At 46.5% G+C, this 17,150-nt stretch carries 19 protein-coding genes; 10 read left to right on the plus strand and 9 right to left on the minus strand.

Annotation, left to right across the window (positions count from 1 at the left end; translation table 11 throughout):
* The first annotated feature begins 232 nt into the window (after positions 1-232).
* Both AB4263_RS21480 and AB4263_RS21485 read left to right on the plus strand, forming a co-directional pair.
* Positions 233-1,024 carry a sporulation protein gene (locus AB4263_RS21480; RefSeq protein ID WP_372098867.1) on the plus strand — a complete coding sequence of 264 codons (792 nt, stop codon included), beginning with the start codon at positions 233-235 and terminating at the stop codon, positions 1,022-1,024.
* A 156-nt stretch (positions 1,025-1,180) separates the two neighbouring features.
* Positions 1,181-1,834: a hemolysin III family protein gene (locus tag AB4263_RS21485; RefSeq protein WP_017063010.1), complete on the plus strand. Its 654-nt coding sequence runs from the start codon at positions 1,181-1,183 to the stop codon at positions 1,832-1,834.
* Here AB4263_RS21485 and AB4263_RS21490 read toward each other — a convergent pair.
* The 6 genes from AB4263_RS21490 to def all read right to left on the minus strand — a co-directional run bounded on the left by AB4263_RS21490 (position 1,831) and on the right by def (position 8,373).
* Positions 1,831-2,421, minus strand: a complete 591-nt coding sequence (locus AB4263_RS21490) for a DUF3157 family protein (RefSeq protein ID WP_372098868.1) — start codon at positions 2,419-2,421, stop codon at positions 1,831-1,833. The two genes, AB4263_RS21485 and AB4263_RS21490, sit on opposite strands and share 4 nt — an antisense overlap.
* Positions 2,422-2,447: 26 nt before the next feature.
* The gene (locus tag AB4263_RS21495) at positions 2,448-3,893 is read right to left on the minus strand and encodes a TrkH family potassium uptake protein (RefSeq protein ID WP_372098869.1); all 1,446 of its coding nucleotides are present in this window, start codon (positions 3,891-3,893) and stop codon (positions 2,448-2,450) included.
* A 95-nt stretch (positions 3,894-3,988) separates the two neighbouring features.
* Positions 3,989-5,365 carry a Trk system potassium transporter TrkA gene (gene trkA, locus AB4263_RS21500; RefSeq protein ID WP_004735766.1) on the minus strand — a complete coding sequence of 459 codons (1,377 nt, stop codon included), beginning with the start codon at positions 5,363-5,365 and terminating at the stop codon, positions 3,989-3,991.
* 110 nt (positions 5,366-5,475) lie between these two features.
* Complete coding sequence (gene rsmB / locus AB4263_RS21505) at positions 5,476-6,756, minus strand: 16S rRNA (cytosine(967)-C(5))-methyltransferase RsmB (RefSeq protein ID WP_102393479.1); 1,281 nt, start codon at positions 6,754-6,756, stop codon at positions 5,476-5,478.
* Positions 6,757-6,875: 119 nt separating this feature from the next.
* Positions 6,876-7,823: a methionyl-tRNA formyltransferase gene (fmt, locus tag AB4263_RS21510; RefSeq protein WP_017063006.1), complete on the minus strand. Its 948-nt coding sequence runs from the start codon at positions 7,821-7,823 to the stop codon at positions 6,876-6,878.
* A gap of 37 nt (positions 7,824-7,860) precedes the next feature.
* Positions 7,861-8,373, minus strand: coding sequence for a peptide deformylase (gene def / locus AB4263_RS21515; protein ID WP_017058772.1), 513 nt, complete (start codon positions 8,371-8,373; stop codon positions 7,861-7,863).
* Positions 8,374-8,513: 140 nt separating this feature from the next.
* Between def and AB4263_RS21520 the strand changes: the two genes are divergently transcribed.
* The 4 genes from AB4263_RS21520 to AB4263_RS21535 are packed head-to-tail and all read left to right on the plus strand — an operon-like array spanning position 8,514 to position 11,776.
* Positions 8,514-9,605 carry a LysM peptidoglycan-binding domain-containing protein gene (locus tag AB4263_RS21520; protein ID WP_102331967.1) on the plus strand — a complete coding sequence of 364 codons (1,092 nt, stop codon included), beginning with the start codon at positions 8,514-8,516 and terminating at the stop codon, positions 9,603-9,605.
* Positions 9,602-10,714, plus strand: coding sequence for a DNA-processing protein DprA (gene dprA, locus AB4263_RS21525; RefSeq protein ID WP_372098870.1), 1,113 nt, complete (start codon positions 9,602-9,604; stop codon positions 10,712-10,714). The genes AB4263_RS21520 and dprA overlap by 4 nt, the downstream gene beginning before the upstream one ends.
* 3 nt (positions 10,715-10,717) lie before the next feature.
* Positions 10,718-11,194 (plus strand): DUF494 family protein, encoded by a 477-nt coding sequence (locus AB4263_RS21530; protein WP_029235095.1) that lies wholly within the window; start codon positions 10,718-10,720, stop codon positions 11,192-11,194.
* Between the two features lie 12 nt (positions 11,195-11,206).
* Positions 11,207-11,776, plus strand: a complete 570-nt coding sequence (locus AB4263_RS21535) for a type I DNA topoisomerase (protein ID WP_372098871.1) — start codon at positions 11,207-11,209, stop codon at positions 11,774-11,776.
* An 88-nt stretch (positions 11,777-11,864) separates the two neighbouring features.
* Here AB4263_RS21535 and AB4263_RS21540 read toward each other — a convergent pair whose 3' ends face one another.
* Together AB4263_RS21540 and purE are read right to left on the minus strand one after the other, a co-directional pair.
* Complete coding sequence (locus AB4263_RS21540) at positions 11,865-12,995, minus strand: 5-(carboxyamino)imidazole ribonucleotide synthase (RefSeq protein WP_017058768.1); 1,131 nt, start codon at positions 12,993-12,995, stop codon at positions 11,865-11,867.
* Between the two features lie 5 nt (positions 12,996-13,000).
* Positions 13,001-13,486 (minus strand): 5-(carboxyamino)imidazole ribonucleotide mutase, encoded by a 486-nt coding sequence (purE, locus tag AB4263_RS21545; protein WP_372098872.1) that lies wholly within the window; start codon positions 13,484-13,486, stop codon positions 13,001-13,003.
* Between the two features lie 195 nt (positions 13,487-13,681).
* On the opposite strand from purE, the gene AB4263_RS21550 reads away from it, so the two are divergent.
* The 4 genes from AB4263_RS21550 (at position 13,682) to AB4263_RS21565 (ending at position 16,371) form a co-directional block, all read left to right on the plus strand.
* Complete coding sequence (locus AB4263_RS21550; RefSeq protein WP_017058767.1) at positions 13,682-14,239, plus strand: L-threonylcarbamoyladenylate synthase; 558 nt, start codon at positions 13,682-13,684, stop codon at positions 14,237-14,239.
* Between the two features lie 19 nt (positions 14,240-14,258).
* On the plus strand, positions 14,259-15,176 hold the full coding sequence (hemF, locus tag AB4263_RS21555) for an oxygen-dependent coproporphyrinogen oxidase (RefSeq protein WP_017069580.1): 918 nt from the start codon (positions 14,259-14,261) through the stop codon (positions 15,174-15,176).
* 77 nt (positions 15,177-15,253) lie between these two features.
* Entirely contained in the window at positions 15,254-16,084 is an 831-nt protein-coding gene (gene aroE, locus AB4263_RS21560) for a shikimate dehydrogenase (protein WP_017067739.1), read from the plus strand.
* A 17-nt stretch (positions 16,085-16,101) separates the two neighbouring features.
* Positions 16,102-16,371, plus strand: a complete 270-nt coding sequence (locus AB4263_RS21565; RefSeq protein ID WP_017058764.1) for a DUF1488 domain-containing protein — start codon at positions 16,102-16,104, stop codon at positions 16,369-16,371.
* On the opposite strand, the gene AB4263_RS21570 is transcribed toward AB4263_RS21565, so the two are convergent.
* On the minus strand, positions 16,368-16,913 hold the full coding sequence (locus tag AB4263_RS21570; RefSeq protein WP_017058763.1) for a gamma carbonic anhydrase family protein: 546 nt from the start codon (positions 16,911-16,913) through the stop codon (positions 16,368-16,370). The two genes, AB4263_RS21565 and AB4263_RS21570, sit on opposite strands and share 4 nt — an antisense overlap.
* Between the last annotated feature and the right edge of the window lie 237 nt (positions 16,914-17,150).

The following is a 17,150-nucleotide window of genomic DNA, read 5'->3' on the forward strand; positions in this document are numbered from 1 at the left end:
ACCATGAGCTCCACCTCAATTGCTTGAAGCGTCACTCGTCTGGCTTTCGCCAATCCGAAAAATAAATCAGGATAATGATATGCATGCATATCAAGGCTTAGATTATCACTATCTAAGTTATCGATCGACGCCTGAGTGATAAATAGACGATATTAGAGCTAAAATAGTGTGAGCAGTATATTTGAGTTTGAACCTCTTTCAGGCTTAAGATGATGCTTTAAAGGAGGTGCATATGTCGTTCTTAAAGAAAACGTTAGCAAGTTTTGGAATTGGATCTGCCAAGGTGGATTCTGTATTGCAACAGGAAGTGCTTTATCCAGGCAAGAAGGCGAGCATTATTGTGCATGTCTATGGTGGCGCTCAGCCACAAGAGATCGACAATATCGATCTCAACTTGTGCTGTCGTTACGTCAAAGAAATTACTATGAATTCGCAAAGGCAAGAGGGCGGTCAAACACGTCGAATGCACCAAACATACTCGTTGGCCAAATGGAGCCTGCCGTATTCCTTTGTGATTCAGCCGGGAGAAACTCGTGACTTTGAATGCGAGTTTGATGTGCCGTTGAATACCCCAGTGACGATTGGTGACTCAAAGGTGTGGCTTGAAACCGGGCTCGATATTGCGATGGCGATTGACCCTTCGGATAAGGATATTTTAACGGTTCGTCCTGATGCGCTACTTGATGGCATTTTTAACGAACTCGAAGCTCAAGGTCTGCGTATTCGCCAAGTTGAATGTGAAGCGGTAGATGGCTTTGAATTACCGTTTGTACAAGAGTTTGAATTTGTTCCAACCACAGGCCCTTATCATGGCCGCTGGCGTGAGCTGGAAGTGGTTGCTCATCGTGATGATACGGAGCTTAAGCTGTGGTTTGAGATAGACCGCAATCGCGATGGTGCAAAAGGCATGTTGGCGAGCTTGTTAGGCATTGGCCAACTGCAGCGTCAATTGAGTGTGCCATTGGATACGTCACCACAAGATGCGGGCAAGATGGTACTTGAGTATCTAGACAACGCATCTTAGTTAGCTCTTTGGTTCTGTAGCTTTAGAGACCTTAGCTTCATCACACCGTTTAGGCGTTATTAATGTCATAAAAGATGTCATAAAAACTTAAGCTTACACGTGTAAGCTTAATGTGCAATACTAGGCAAATCGAACATTTACTCTAGTAGGATAATCATGTCTGCATCATCGGCGAGCGAATACAGTGACATCGAAGAACGCGCCAATGCGATAACCCATGGCTTGGGTGTTGTGCTTGGCGTGGTTGGTTTAATCCTGCTGCTGATTCGTGCGTTTGACCATCAAGCCGACATACTGACTATTGCGAGTATGGCGGTATATGGCAGCAGTATTATCCTACTCTTTCTCGCTTCCACGCTTTATCACTCGATCACCACAGAAAAGACCAAGCGATTACTGAAAACTCTCGATCACTGTGCGATCTACTTATTGATCGCGGGCAGTTACACGCCATTTTTATTGGTGAGTTTAAGAACACCATTGGCGATGGGTTTGATGGCAGTGATTTGGGGTATCGCGCTAGTCGGAATCATTATGAAGATTGCCTTCGTCTACCGATTTAAGCGTTTGTCATTGGTGACTTACTTGGCGATGGGTTGGTTATCGCTGATTGTGGTTTATCAACTGGCGATGAATATCGAGATGGGTGGTTTGGTGCTACTAGCACTCGGTGGCGTGATTTACTCGTTGGGTGTGATTTTCTATGTGGCAAAACGCATCCCTTACAATCATGCCATCTGGCATTTGTTTGTGTTGGCGGGCTGCGCTTGCCATTTCTTCGCTATCTATCTGTACGTGACTCCGGTTTAACGAGTCAGCACCTCAGTAATCTCAGCTTTAATCTGATATTCAGGGTGTTGTTCTAGGTCGAGCTTGATGAGCTTGCCTTCTTCACCCGTCTTTGGTCGTAGGTATGTGTCGGCCATTCGTTTGATTGATTTCCACACAGCAACTTCTTCTTCTGCCAACAACTCACCTTCTGCAGTAAATACGCTGATGTTAAGTGATACCAAAATGACCGCTTGAGTGCCTTGGTTAGTGATGGCTGTCGGAATGATAAGCTCACCGTCTTCATAGCGACTTGCACCCAGTACAACATCCACTCCTGACTGAGACAGCTGTAAGCTTGGCTTTTTACTATTAACCACAATCGTAGTGCCACGCGTGTTCGTTGCGACAGGTACGGCTACGACAGGGGCTGCTGCAATAGGCGCTTCGATCTCTGATGTTGTCGCTGCTGTTTCCGTTTGCTTCGGTGCCACGTATTGCCAAGTAAAATCATCTTTGAGTAACACTTGTTTTCCATCAGGCAGTGTGACCATTTGATCAGCAAAGGCAGAACTTACGAATACTGAGTTTGCGAGCAATGCGCCAGCGAGAAGTACGTATGATTTCATCTGTGTTTCCTTGATTTTGTGCTTGGTTAGCGTCGCCAAAAGGCTGGGAAAAATAGAACAATGAGCGTCAGTATCTCGAGTCGCCCCATCAGCATTCCTAAGCTTAGCAACCATTTAGCAGCGTCGGGCAGTGGAGCAAAGTTCCCGGTTGGACCGATCACGCTGCCCATACCTGGACCAACGTTGGCAACGGCTGTGATAGCGCCAGATATACTGGTCACGGGATCAAGTCCCATTGCGCTCAAGCCGCCTGCAATTAGGATAATCGTAATAAAGAACATCAAACCAAATGCGACCAGTGAACGCACAATGTCGTCATTCACTGGTCGTTGGTTATAGCGTTGAACAAATACGCCCGACGGGTGAATCAGTTTCATCATCTGTTTATGAAGCATGGTCATCGCGATCTGGAAGCGGAAGATCTTGATACCACCAGAGGTTGAACCCGAGCACGCGCCCGCCATCATTAGAAACGCAAATAAGGTGGTTGGCAGTGCGCCCCACGCGGTGAAGTCTTCTAAGCCAAAACCGGTTGTAGTCACAACAGATACAATGTTGAACATCGAAACACGCATCGCATCCATGACTGTGTAGTCATCTCTAACCACCAACCATGTCGATATCACGGCACTGGTGACTAAGAATAGATACGTGAAGCCTCTCACTTGCGCGTCTTTGTAGAGGATTGAGAGTTTTCTACCACGCAGTGCGCTGACAAACAGTAGGAATGGCAGACCGCCAAGGAACATGAACAGGGTTCCTACCCAGTGAGCGCTGTTGGAGAAGTGGTTCATTGAGCTATCTGATGTTGAGTAACCACCCGTCGACAGTGTTGTGAACGCGTGATTGATCGCATCAAAGATGCCCATGCCTGCAAACAAATAACTAATAATGCATAAGCCTGTCAGAACCAAATAAACCGCCACGATGTTTTTCGCGACTGTTTTCGCTCGTGGGCTACTTTTATCTGACCAATCGGATGATTCGGTTTGGAACAGGCGCATACCACCGACGTTGAGCATTGGTAGAACCGCTACCGCCATCACGATGAAGCCGATACCACCTAACCATTGCAGTATTGAACGCCACAACAGAATACTTGGAGCCATGCTGTCTAAGCCGCTTAATACGGTTGAGCCTGTCGTGGTGATACCAGACATGGTTTCAAAATAGGCGTCAATGAAGCTGATGTGGTTGATGAAGACAAACGGCAGTGCAGCAAAGGCACTGGCTATCGTCCATACCAGAGAGGTGATCAGGAACATATCCCGTACCCCAAGTCGGAACTTAGCTGAACGGCCTAAGCTCAAGCAGATGAACGCCACAATGTGCGTGATCACTACCGACTGACCAAACTCGAGGAAGCCACCGGTGCCTGTGAAAAAGGCAACCAATGTAGGGATGTACATGAAAAGGGCGAGTTTTGATAACACTAACCCTATCACTAATAATATCGGACGAAAGTTGACCATAGCTTAATAGACCATAGCTTTAATTGATTACAGCTTTGTGCCGGAGCGCCGTTCTCACAAAAGAAAGTTGCGAGAAGAAGCTCACGAGAACAAGGCTATAAGAAGAACGGGCTCGGTTGGAATAGAGACTCAACATCCGGTACGTATTTCTTGTCCACTAGGAACATCACTACGTGGTCATCCTGTTCGATTACGGTTCTATCGTGCGCGATAAGTACTTCTTCTCCGCGAACAATCGCACCAATAGTGGTGCCCGGTGGTAACTTGATGTCGCCAATCGCTCGGCCAACCACTTTAGAGGTGGTTTCGTCACCGTGAGCAATCGCTTCGATCGCCTCTGCAGCGCCGCGACGTAGAGAGGATACGTTTACGATATCAGCACGACGAACGTGAGTAAGCAGCGCAGAAATGGTCGCTTGCTGTGGCGAGATAGCAATATCAATCACACCACCCTGAACAAGGTCGACATAAGCGCCACGTTGAATCAGTACCATTACCTTCTTGGCACCCATTCGCTTCGCCAGCATTGCTGACATGATGTTGGTTTCATCTTCATTGGTTAGGGCGATGAACACATCAACTTGATCGATGTTCTCCTCGGTCAGCAGCTCTTGGTCTGCTGCATCACCACAGAATACGATGGTGTTTTCTAATTCTTCAGATAGCTTCTCGGCGCGAGTGTAGCTGCGCTCGATAAGCTTGATACTGTAGCTCTGTTCAAGGCGTTTAGCCAAGCTTGCACCAATGTTACCACCGCCAACAATCATGATGCGGCGGTACGGCTTCTCTAGGCGTTGTAGTTCACTCATTACTGAGCGGATATGGTTACTCGCTGCGACGAAGAACACTTCATCATCGGCTTCAATGATGGTGGTGCCTTGTGGGCGAATAGGGCGACCTTGACGGAAAATCGCGGCAACACGAGTATCGATGTGCGGCATATGCTCACGCAAAGCAGACAGTGCGTTACCAACCAGTGGACCACCGTAGTAGGCTTTTACTGCTACTAGGCTAACCTTCTGTTCAGCAAAACTCACAACCTGCAGTGCACCTGGATATTGAATCAGGCGCTCGATGTAGCTGGTCACTAGCTCTTCGGGTGCAATCAGGTGATCGACTGGGATAGCACCTGATTTGAAGAGCGCTTCTTTCTCTTCTAGATATTGAGGAGAACGAATACGAGCAATTCGGTTTGGCGTATTAAACAGAGAGAAGGCAACCTGACATGCGGCCATGTTGGTTTCATCCATGTTGGTTACGGCAACCAACATGTCGGCATCTTGCGCGCCCGCTTCACGTAGTGTGTTCGGGTGGCTGGCATAACCGTTTACAACCCTAAGGTCGTATTTGTCCTGAAGTTCACGAAGTCGGTCGGCATTACGGTCGACGATCGTGATGTCATTGTTTTCACCCACTAGGTTTTCAGCAAGGGTACCGCCAACTTGTCCAGCACCTAGAATAATGATCTTCATAGCCTTTCTCTTATTTTTTGCCGTTGTAATTCTAGTGATCTCTTTTCGCTTTGATAATGCACTAGAAAGAAACAGCGGCTAAGAAATAAATTCTTAGCCGCTGTTAGTTGTTATGCTTGTTTTACTAGAACTGCGTAGTAGAAGCCATCCATATCTTCTTCACCAGGCAGTATTTGACGACCCGGTTTTTCGATATCAGACCCAACCAGCGTTGCGTTCACGGTACGCTCTAAGAATGCTTTCACTTGCAGCACGTTTTCTTGCGGCGTGATAGAGCATGTCGCATAAACCATGGTGCCGCCTTCTTTTAGCTGGCGCCACATTGCATCCAAAATCTCACTTTGCAGCTCTGCTAGTGCATCAATATCAGAGGCACGGCGTAGCCACTTAATGTCAGGGTGACGGCGAATGACGCCAGTCGCTGAACAAGGTGCATCAAGTAGGATACGGTCGAACTTATCACCCATCCACCACTCTTCTGGGTAGCGAGCATCACCACAAATTACGTCGGCACGCAGTTGTAGACGCTCAAGGTTATCGTAAACGCGGTCTAGACGTTTAATGTCGCAGTCAATCGCAACCACTTCAGTGTCTTGAGTGTGCTCAAGAATGTGTGCCGTTTTACCACCTGGCGCAGCACAACAATCTAAGATCAGCTCACCATCTTTTGGTGTTAGGTAGTCAACCGAAAGCTGAGCGGCAGCGTCTTGCACTGATACCCAACCTCTGTCGAAGCCAGGAAGCAAAGTAACATCACAAGGTGCAGCTAATTTTATGGCATCGGCTGCTTCTGGGTGCAATGTGTATTCAATGTTTTCGTTTTTAAGTAGTTCAACATACTCGTCACGAGTGTGGTGTTGGCGGTTAACGCGCAGCCACATTGGTGCCTTGCTGTTGTTTGCTTCAACCAGTTGCTCCCATTGATCTGGGTAGCTCTCTTGAAGCATTTTTAGAATCCAGCTTGGGTGGCCGTATTTGCCTGCATTGTGGCTAACGGCTTTCTCGTCTAGTTCTTCTTGGTCACGTAGGTAGCTACGTAACACAGCGTTGATCAAACCACTCAGGCTTGGACCGCGCAGTGTCTTAGTACCCTCAACCGTTTCAGCAACCGCGGCATGCGAAGGGATACGCATGAAGCTTAGTTGGTAAATGCCCACCAAGATTAGGTGGTGGAATACACGCTTTTTACCTTTAAGCGGGTTTTCCATCAGTTCGTTAGCGATTGACTCTAAACGAGGCAGATAACGAAGTGCGCCGTAGCAAATCTCTTGCAGTAGAGCATGGTCTCGCGGACGGATCGTTTTTTGAGCCGCAGGGAGAGCGTGTGAAAGAGAGTGGCCTTTATCGACAACTTGGAATAGGACATTTGCAGCAGCAGCGCGAACATTCATGAGGGGTACCGAATATTTATTTGAATACATGAGGACATCTCTGCCCTCGTAAAGGTTTTCTAAACTGTGTTTTTACAAGCTACACATTTTTAAGTGCATATTGAGTAGCTTTAAAGCGGTTAAGAAAGTTGAGTACCAACTTCAAACCAGCTTGCACGTGAGTTCAAGATATCCTGAACTGACATGGCTTTCTTACCTGGAACTTGTAGCTGTTCAAGAACAAGTACGCCTTGTCCTGTCGCTACGTAGATACCAGTTTTATCCGCTTGCAGAATTGTACCTGAAGGCTTATCAGAAGTTTGCTCTGCCACACGGCTTTGCCATACTTTGATGCTGTTCTCAGCAGCTTCAAAGTGGCTCATTGGCCATGGGTTGAAGGCACGAACGCAGCGTTCAATATGCGCAGCTTCATCACTCCAGTTGATACGCGCTTCTTCTTTGCTTAGCTTCTTCGCGTAGTTCGCAAGCTCATCGTCTTGCTTTTCTGCAACTGCTTTGCCAGAAGCGATGTCCGCTAGACATTCAACAAGCGCGTCAGGGCCAAGACCCGCTAACTTCTCGTACATTGATGCGCTAGTATCTGTCGCTTCGATAGGCAGCGTTGCGATGCTTAGCATGTCGCCAGTATCTAGGCCGATATCCATCTGCATGATCGTCACGCCTGTCTCTTTATCACCTGCCCAAATAGAGCGTTGAATCGGAGCAGCACCACGCCAGCGCGGTAGGATAGAGCCATGTACGTTGATACAACCTAAGCGAGGCGTATCTAATACAACCTGCGGAAGCAATAAGCCGTAAGCGACAACAACCATGATGTCAGCGTTCAATTCAGCTAGCTCTTGCTTAGCCTCATCTGACTTGAAGTTTTCTGGTTGGTAAACCGGAATATTGTTTTCAAGTGCGATGTTTTTTACTGGGCTCGCAGTGAGTTTTTTACCGCGGCCTGCTGGGCGATCTGGCTGTGTGTAAACAGCAACAACTTCATGCTCCGAAGACAACAACGCCGCCAAGTGACGGGCGGCGAAATCCGGAGTACCTGCAAAGACAATTCTTAAAGACTGACTCAAGGTAGGCTTCCTTCTAATTTAGTAATAGCAGCGGTTATTAACCTTGTTTCTCGTTGAAACGTTTAATCTTCGCTAGCTTATCTTGGATACGTTTACGCTTTAGTGGCGATAGGTAATCAACAAACAACTTGCCTTCTAGGTGGTCAAGTTCGTGCTGAACACAGATAGCCAGAAGGTCGTCAGCGTCGAATGTGAATTCGTTGCCGTCACGGTCTAGTGCTTTAACCGTTACTTCTGCAGCGCGAGGTACTAGAGCTCGAGCGCCTGGTACAGATAGGCAGCCTTCTTCGATTCCATCTTCGCCGCGCTTCTCAGTAATTTCAGGGTTGATAAGCACCATTGGCTCATCACGTGTTTCTGAAATATCGATAACAACGATGCGTTGGTGGAAATCTACTTGCGTTGCCGCAAGGCCGATACCTTCTTCGTCGTACATGGTTTCAATCATGTCATCAACGAACTTTTGAATCTCTGGGGTAACTTCTTTTACCGGTTTCGCCACGGTACGTAGACGATCATCTGGTAATGTTAATACTTGTAATACAGACATATACACTCGAAATATTGAACTGTGCCGAAACAGCTTAAACCTTGTTGGCTCAATTCTAGACATTTTAGAGGTCAAATGACAGCATCCTGAAGGTAATTCTCCAATCAGATGTCATATATTCAGACCAAGGAACCTAGGTCATGCGTCATTTATTGCCTGCTTTATCTCTTATTTGTGCCTCGATTTCGTTCGCCGCTACGGCTGAAAATAGTGAGCAACCTTTAACCATTAAACAGGGCGCACCTGAGGCGTATGTGGTGGTTAAGGGCGATACTTTGTGGGATATCTCTGCGATGTATCTCGATAGTCCATGGTTGTGGCCAAGGTTATGGCAGGTAAACCCTGAGATAGAAAATCCTCACCTTATTTATCCCGGAGACAAACTGTCGTTGGTTTGGATTAATGGTGAACCTGTCTTGAGCCTCAAGCCTGTTATCAAACTCAGCCCTAAGATTCGTGTTTCTGAGAAGAAAGCAGTACCTACCGTCAACGAGGGACTGGTTCTACCTTATTTACAGTCTGATCGCTTGGTAGAGCAGCAAGATATCGAATCGGCACAACGAGTATTAGGAACGAGTGATGGGAAGAGATTCTTATCGGGTGAAGACCGGTTGTTTATCTCGGGCAACCAACAACATCAAAAGTGGGGTATCTACCGCGCAGTTGAAACCTACCAACGGCAGCAACCCCAAGCAAGTATGACCTCTTTGCGACTGGTCGCCACTGCGCGCTTAAAAGAGGTGGATGCTGAGTTCAGCAGCTTGCAGATAGACACTCAGCTGCAAGAGGTACTGCTTAATGACCTTGTGCTACCAGAACTTGGTGTTGATCAGGTGAAGCTCTCTACCACGTTTTATCCTGCACCTAGTGCGGCAGGTCAGTTTGCTAATATCTTGGGCTCATTAGATGGCAGCCAGTACAGCGCGAAGAATCAGGTAGTGGTGATCAACAAAGGTTCACAGGATAACCTTCGCCAAGGTTCTATGTTTACCCTCAGCGAAAGCGGTGCGGTGGTGTTTGGTAAGCAAGGTGAATACAGTTATAAAGAGTCTGCGGCGAGCGATAAGGTGCAATTGCCAAGTACCTCGCTGGGTAGCTTGATGGTCATTCGTCCTTATGAGTATTTTAGCCTCGCGTTGATCACTCAGAGCTCTAAGCCTGTTAGCAAGGGCATTCTGGCAGTATCGCCTTTGGATCTTGCTTTGACAGAAGAGGTTAAGGGCACCGAGTGAATGAGCAACAACTGAGTGCTTGGCTAACTCTAAGTTTTGTTCCTCAATTGGGTGGCAAACGCCTTTCTCGCCTGCTGAGTATCGATTCCCCTTCGAACATTGTTGGCTACTCAAGCCAGCAGCTGCAAGTGATGGGTTTATCAGGCAAACAAATTTCTTATCTAAGAGAGCAAGCCCCAAGAGAAGTGGAGGCTTGCTTATCATGGCAAGCAAAACAGCCTAACCATCACATCATTACCCCTAATTGCCCACATTATCCCAAACTGCTTAATGAGATTGCCTCTGCGCCCAGTGTTCTTTTCGTTAAAGGTCACGTTGAAAAACTGATCGAGCCTCAAATCGCGATGGTCGGCAGCCGCAATGCCAGTATTGAAGGACTGCAGACCGCCAAGTCCTTCGCCAAAGAGTTTGTCCAAAACGGTTTAATTGTCACCAGTGGCTTAGCTTTAGGTATCGATGGCTATGCTCATGATGGTGCTCTAGATAAAAGAGGGGAAACTTTTGCAGTGTTGGGGTCTGGCTTGGACTCCATTTATCCTGCCCGCCACCGAAATCTAGCTGAGAGGATCTGTGAGAACGGAGCGCTGATTTCAGAGTTTCGACCGAGTGCTAAACCAAGACCTGAACATTTCCCCCGTCGTAACCGTATTATAAGTGGCTTGTCGTTAGGAACCTTGGTGGTGGAAGCGGCTGAGAAGAGTGGCTCTTTAATTACCGCTCGCTATGCCATGGAGCAAGGTCGAGAAGTGTTTGCGCTGCCCGGTTCTATTCATAGCCCAACCAGTCGCGGAGGTAACAGTCTCATCAAAGCTGGAGCATGTTTAGTGCAAAATGCTCAAGATGTTCTGATTGAAATAAAGAGTCTGTTAAACTGGTCTATAGATCAGCAGCAGAGCTTATTCGAACCTACGCCGAATGAGGGTGAAAATGAACAATTGCCATTTCCACAGCTGTTAGCTAACGTAGGATTAGAGGCGACACCCGTTGATATTTTGGCACAGAGAACCCATATACCTGTGCATGAAGTCATGATGCAGCTTTTAGAGCTTGAGCTCTCAGGGCATGTTGTTGCAGTTTCCGGTGGCTATATTCGAAAGGGGAGAGGCTAAGCTATGATGATGGACATACTGATGTACTTGTTTGAAACCTACATCCATAGCGATTCTGAATTGCAGGTGGATCAAGACGAACTTGAAGATGAACTTCTTCGAGCGGGGTTTCACCAAGATGATATTTATAAGGCTCTCCATTGGTTAGAAGACCTTGCTGCACTGCAAGATACCGATAACCAAGCGGCGATTACTATGTGCTCTAATACCTCGATGCGTGTTTACACAAGTAAAGAGATATCACGTATTAATATGGAGTGTCGTGGTTTCTTGTTGTTCCTTGAGCAGATCAACGTCCTCACGACAGAGATTCGTGAAATGGTGATTGATCGTGTCATGGGGTTAGAGACCAATGAATTTGAGTTGGATGATCTGAAGTGGATTATCTTAATGGTACTATTTAATGTGCCGGGTAATGAAAGTGCTTACACGCAAATGGAAGAGCTGTTGTACACCAAAGAGCAAGGTATCTTGCATTAATACAGGCTTGTCATGAGTAGTAAGATTGATAATCAGCTTTTTTCAGCACATGAACATGCATTAGAGCATGAACCATGTCCACAGTGCGGTGGAGAGCTTCAGCTTCGCCATGGCAAGCACGGCCCATTTTTAGGCTGTAAGCAGTATCCGAGCTGTGATTACATCAAGCCTCTTCATCAAAATGATGGTCATGTGGTGAAAGAGCTGGGCGTGCCGTGTCCTAAATGCCAAAACGAATTGGTATTAAGGCAAGGTCGCTTTGGGATGTTCATTGGTTGTAGTAGTTACCCAACGTGTAATCACATCGAATCTTTGGATCAACCGAAAGAACAACCTGAAGAACAGCCACTTGTTGCCTGCCCTGAGTGTGGTCGAGGTCACTTGGTTGAGCGTAAATCTCGCTATGGCAAAATCTTCTATGCGTGTGGTAACTACCCTAAGTGTAAGTTTGCCGTTAATCAGCCACCAGTTATAGGACGCTGTGAAGAGTGCCAGTTCCCACTGTTACTGGAGAAGAAAACGGCCAGTGGTACCAAGAAGCAATGCGCAGATCGCAAGTGTCACCACATTCAATCTCAATAACTCGATATTATAGACACAAAAAAACGGCGCTCACTGAGCGCCGTTTTTGTATCCAATAAACTTTTTATATCAATAAGCCAATGTAGGCTTACTTCATCTGCTCAGCAAACTCATGCACAGCAGGGTAGGCTTGTTTATCAAGAATCTCAGCCAATGAGCACAACGCTCTTTGCAGCTCTGCGTTGTAGTCAGCGCTCACGTTAATGTGGCCCATCTTACGACCTGCACGCTTCTCTTTGCCATACCAATGAACATGACAACCACCTTGAGCCAGAATCGCTTCAGGTAGGGTATCTTCACCAAGAATGTTGATCATTGCGGTTGGACGAATCAGTTTAGTGCTGCCTAGTGGCATGCCACATACGGCACGTAGGTGGTTTTCAAACTGACAAGTCTCTGCGCCTTGTTGCGTCCAGTGACCAGAGTTATGAACTCGTGGTGCAATCTCATTAACTAGCAGTGAACCTTGAACATCAAAGAACTCAAGTGCAAGCACGCCAACGTAGTCCAAACGTTCTGCAACTGCGGTGAACATGGTTTTCGCTTGCTCTTGCAGTTCAATGTCATCAATCGCTGTCGATAAGCTTAACACGCCGTCGGTGTGAACATTTTCAGCCAGTGGGTACACTTGAATCTCGCCATTAGCGCCACGAGCACCAACCAGTGATACTTCGCGATCAAACGGAACGAACTCTTCAGCCACAATGGCTTGGTTGTCTGTTGCGGCGATGCACTCGGCCATTTCTGTCCAAGTTGCGTCAACATTGTCTAATGTTTTTAAGCGCCATTGACCTTTGCCATCGTAACCACCAAGTGTGCTCTTCAATACCATTGGTAAGCCAACGTGAGCGATCGCAGCGTCAAAGTCTTCGCGAGAGTTAATCACGTAGTATTTGGCATTTTTCACATTTGCTTCGTCTAACAGGGCTTTTTCAAGACGACGGTCACCGCCGGCTTTAATTGCTTCTGTTGTCGGTAAGAACTTACCGCTGCGTTCACACACCTCAAGTACATCGTGAGGAATATGTTCGAATTCAGCAGTAATGACGTCCGCACGCTCTATCGCATTTTCTAAGCCGTTACCTAGAATCGCTTGCGTTAATGGGTGAACAATATTTTTGCTGCCAACATCAAAAGCAGAAATTTCAATATTCAGCGGCGCCCCAGCTAGGGACATCATGCGAGCAAGTTGGCCCGCGCCTAACACAAGAACATGCATGGAAATTAGTCCTCTGCAGGGTTTGGATTAGCCAAAACCGTTTCTGTTTGCTCAGAACGGAATGCTTCTACTTTTGCCATTACTTCTTCATTGTGTGTACCAATGATTTGAGCGGCTAGGATACCTGCATTGGCAGCGCCAGCTTCACCGATAGCCAAAGTACCTACCGCGATACCTTTTGGCATCTGCACGATAGAAAGCAGAGAGTCCATGCCTTTCAGTGTTTTAGACTGAACTGGAACACCCAGAACTGGTACGCTTGTGAAAGCAGCAGCCATGCCCGGAAGGTGCGCTGCACCGCCAGCACCAGCAATAATTACTTTAATACCGCGCTCTTTCGCACTGGTTGCGTAGTCTGCAAGCAACTGAGGTGTGCGGTGAGCAGAAACCACTTTTGTTTCGTACGCCACGCCAAACTGATCCAACATTTCTGCAGCTAGCTTCATTGTTGGCCAATCAGATTTAGAACCCATGATAATACCGACAGTCATCTCAAACTCCTTCAGGTACGATTTAATTAGTGATTAGATATTTTGCGCGCATTATACGGGTAAAATTACTTAAGGAAAACGTTTGCGTCAGTCTAAGTTGTTAATTGATACATTTTATAAACAAATAGCTTTAGTAACAGTGAATGATAATTTGTACACTTAGCGAGTTCGATAACTGACTTAATGAGGCAACCCGTGGATAACTTTCAACATACATTGCAGGCATTACAACAAGGTGAAGTCATTGCTTACCCGACCGAAGGCGTTTTTGGGGTTGGTTGTGATCCTGATAATCCACATGCCATCAAGAAATTACTCGAGTTAAAACAGCGTCCAGTTGAAAAGGGCTTGATCTTGATTGCTGCAAGTTACGAGCAGCTGCTTCCTTATATTGATGAAAGCCAGTTGACGGAAGAACAGTTGGTAACAGTGAAAGCGACATGGCCAGGTCCGGTCACTTGGATTATGCCAACCAGCAGCAAAGTTACTGACTGGGTCAGCGGCCAGTTTGATTCCATCGCGGTACGAGTGACGGATCACCCTTTGGTTCAAAGAATGTGTAATGAGTTCGGCAAGCCGTTAACCTCTACCAGTGCCAACCTGACTGGCGAGCCGCCTTGTATGACGACTGAAGAAGTTCAACAGCAACTGGGTCAACACTTAGTCGCGATTCTAGAAGGCCAAACGGGTGGCCGTGAGAAGCCAAGCGAAATTAGAGATGCAAAAACGTCGAAAATATTAAGACAGGGTTAAACCCTGCAAAGGAAGTAAGATGTCAGCAATTGATAAAGAAGCAGTAAAGCAGTTTTTACTGAGCCTACAAGATTCGATTTGCCAGCAGCTTGAGCAAGCTGATGGTGTAGCGTTGTTTGAAGAAGATGCATGGGAGCGAGAACCTGGCGATCGTCTAGGTGGCGGTGGTCGTACTCGCGTGATGACCAATGGTGCTTTATTTGAACAGGGTGGAGTTAACTTCTCTCACGTCGCTGGTAAAGCAATGCCTGCCTCTGCAACCGCTCACCGTCCTGAGTTAGCCGGACGTAAGTTTGAGGCGATGGGGGTTTCATTAGTTATCCACCCTAAAAACCCATATATCCCAACCTCACACGCGAACGTTCGATTCTTCATTGCGGAAAAAGAAGGGGAAGACCCGATTTGGTGGTTTGGTGGTGGTTTTGACTTAACGCCATTTTATCCTGTCGATGAAGATTGCCAATCTTGGCATCAAACTGCTAAAGATCTTTGTGCGCCGTTTGGTGATGATGTTTATCAAGAACACAAAGAGTGGTGTGATAAGTACTTCTATCTTCCTCACCGAGACGAAACACGTGGTGTTGGTGGTCTGTTCTTTGATGACTTAAATGAGTGGGGTTTCGATAAGAGCTTTGCTTATATGCAGGCTGTCGGTGAAGGTTTTGCTGCGGCGTACTTACCTATTGTCGAGCGTCGCAAAGATACACCTTATGGCGAACGTGAGCGTGACTTCCAACTATACCGTCGTGGCCGCTATGTTGAATTCAACCTAGTTTACGACCGTGGTACCTTATTTGGCCTGCAAAGCGGTGGGCGCACAGAGTCTATATTGATGTCGATGCCGCCGTTGGCTCGTTGGGAATATCGCTATGAACCGCAAGCGGGCTCACCAGAAGCTCTGCTTTATAGTGACTACCTCAAACCTCGAGTTTGGTAGTTCTTCCTTCCTTATAGGGATAGTGATAGGGTCATCTATATAGATGACCCTTTTTATTATTTCTGTTAGGTAAGGATATGACACAGCAAGTAGATCGTTATGCCGTTTTCGGTAATCCTATTGGGCAAAGCAAATCGCCATTCATTCACACATTATTTGCTCGCCAAACCAGCCAACAACTTACCTATACAGCATTACAGCCAGAGCACGGTCAATTTATCACTGCTGCCAAAACCTTTTTCAGCGAAGGTGGTCGAGGGTGCAATGTCACAGCGCCTTTTAAAGAAGATGCCTATCAGTTAGCCAATCGCCTAACTGAGAGAGCTGAACTAGCTGGTGCCGTAAATACCCTTAAGAAGTTAGATGATGGAGAGATCATTGGTGATAACACCGATGGTGAGGGCTTAGTTCAAGACCTGCTTCAACATCAAGTCACGCTAAAAGGAGCACGTGTTCTTCTTCTTGGCGCTGGTGGTGCTGCGAGAGGAGTGATTCAACCTCTTCTCGACCAAAAGCCACAACAGCTGGTGGTCGCTAATCGAACCAGCTCCAAGGCTGAACTTCTGGCTGAGATGTTTTCGTCGCATGGCAACATCAAGGGGATGGGGCTAAGTGATGTTAATGAAGGCTTTGATGTCATTATTAACTCTACCTCATCTGGTCTAAGCGGGCAGCTTCCTGAAGTGTCTGAGGTGATTTTCAATTCTACTAGCGCCGTTTATGACATGGTTTATGGATCTGGAACGACGGTATTCAATCAATGGGCATTAGATAATGGTGTTCATGCTGCTTATGATGGTTTGGGTATGCTAGTGGGGCAGGCAGCAGAAAGCTTTATGCTTTGGCGTGGTCTTCGTCCGGGAACAAAACAGATTTTAAGAGAATTACGTAAAAATCTAGAGATGTAATGGGGTGTTTATAAAAAATGAATCAATCAATTCTATTTCCTGATATCCAAGATTGGGATGAAGAGAGCCGAACAATCACGTTCCCAGCACAACAGTCGGGCGCATTGATTGAATGTGTCATGTCTATTGAGGAATTATCACGATTGGCAGGTAAAGATATAGAAGAAGGCGATCAAGCTTTAGTTATCTTTTCAGAGTTACGTTTCGATATTGAAGAGCTAGCGGAAGAGTTAATAGAAGAAGAGGAGTATGACTCCTCTAATCGGATTCAGATCAAAGCGCTTTAGACTGAAATTACAGAGTCTAGATAGTCATTTTTATTCTGAACGTAGTTGTCTGCAGACTTCTGTAGAAAGGCACGCTCTTTATCATTTAATGGACGAGCTTGTTTTACTGGGCTTCCTACATAGAGGTAACCGCTTTCAAGTACCTTGTTTGGTGGCACTAAGCTACCAGCACCAATCATCACTTCTTTTTGGATAATCACGCCATCCAACACGATCGCTCCCATACCAACAAGTACACGATCCTCAATAGTGCAGCCATGCAGCATTACTTTATGCCCGATAGTGACATCATTACCTATTAAGAGAGGATAACCGTCAGGGTTTTCAGCATTCTTATGGGTGACGTGCAAGACACTACCATCTTGGATATTCGTTCTCTCTCCAATATGAATGTGGTTCACATCCCCTCGAGCTGCAACCAAAGGCCACACGCTAGAGTCGTTACCGATTTTGATATCACCAACCAGTACTGAACTGGTATCTATATAGACACCTTGCCCAATCTGAGGGGATATTCCTTTATAACTGCGTATTGAACTCATAAATCCTCCTTTATATAGGCACCTTAAGCCCTTAATTAAGAGGAATACTAGTGAAAATGGGGTGTTTTGAACAAAAAACGCTCGAACAATCAAAAAAGTAAGAAAAACTTCAAAAAGGGCTTGCCAGTGTGATCGAAATCTCTATAATGCCACCTCGCTGACACGGGATGGCTTCGTAAGAAACCAAAACGAATCAGCAGGTCAAATTAGCCAAGCTAAGCGCTTGAAAAAAGTTTT

The sequence above is a fragment of the Vibrio sp. 10N.261.55.C5 genome (assembly GCF_041470505.1).
Taxonomy (GTDB): Bacteria; Pseudomonadota; Gammaproteobacteria; order Enterobacterales; family Vibrionaceae; genus Vibrio; species Vibrio crassostreae_C.

Excerpts from the sequence above, each read along its gene's own strand:
- trkA (WP_004735766.1), bottom strand. The coding sequence starts at position 5,365 with ATGAAGATCATTATTCTAGGTGCTGGACAAGTTGGCGGTACCCTTGCT.
- hemF (WP_017069580.1), top strand. The coding sequence starts at position 14,259 with ATGTCAGCAATTGATAAAGAAGCAGTAAAGCAGTTTTTACTGAGCCTA.
- purE (WP_372098872.1), bottom strand. The coding sequence starts at position 13,486 with ATGACTGTCGGTATTATCATGGGTTCTAAATCTGATTGGCCAACAATG.
- aroE (WP_017067739.1), top strand. The coding sequence starts at position 15,254 with ATGACACAGCAAGTAGATCGTTATGCCGTTTTCGGTAATCCTATTGGG.
- AB4263_RS21540 (WP_017058768.1), bottom strand. The coding sequence starts at position 12,995 with ATGCATGTTCTTGTGTTAGGCGCGGGCCAACTTGCTCGCATGATGTCC.
- AB4263_RS21495 (WP_372098869.1), bottom strand. The coding sequence starts at position 3,893 with ATGGTCAACTTTCGTCCGATATTATTAGTGATAGGGTTAGTGTTATCA.
- AB4263_RS21530 (WP_029235095.1), top strand. The coding sequence starts at position 10,718 with ATGATGATGGACATACTGATGTACTTGTTTGAAACCTACATCCATAGC.
- AB4263_RS21520 (WP_102331967.1), top strand. The coding sequence starts at position 8,514 with ATGCGTCATTTATTGCCTGCTTTATCTCTTATTTGTGCCTCGATTTCG.
- AB4263_RS21490 (WP_372098868.1), bottom strand. The coding sequence starts at position 2,421 with ATGAAATCATACGTACTTCTCGCTGGCGCATTGCTCGCAAACTCAGTA.
- rsmB (WP_102393479.1), bottom strand. The coding sequence starts at position 6,756 with ATGAATGTTCGCGCTGCTGCTGCAAATGTCCTATTCCAAGTTGTCGAT.
- AB4263_RS21480 (WP_372098867.1), top strand. The coding sequence starts at position 233 with ATGTCGTTCTTAAAGAAAACGTTAGCAAGTTTTGGAATTGGATCTGCC.
- AB4263_RS21570 (WP_017058763.1), bottom strand. The coding sequence starts at position 16,913 with ATGAGTTCAATACGCAGTTATAAAGGAATATCCCCTCAGATTGGGCAA.
- def (WP_017058772.1), bottom strand. The coding sequence starts at position 8,373 with ATGTCTGTATTACAAGTATTAACATTACCAGATGATCGTCTACGTACC.
- AB4263_RS21565 (WP_017058764.1), top strand. The coding sequence starts at position 16,102 with ATGAATCAATCAATTCTATTTCCTGATATCCAAGATTGGGATGAAGAG.
- AB4263_RS21535 (WP_372098871.1), top strand. The coding sequence starts at position 11,207 with ATGAGTAGTAAGATTGATAATCAGCTTTTTTCAGCACATGAACATGCA.
- AB4263_RS21485 (WP_017063010.1), top strand. The coding sequence starts at position 1,181 with ATGTCTGCATCATCGGCGAGCGAATACAGTGACATCGAAGAACGCGCC.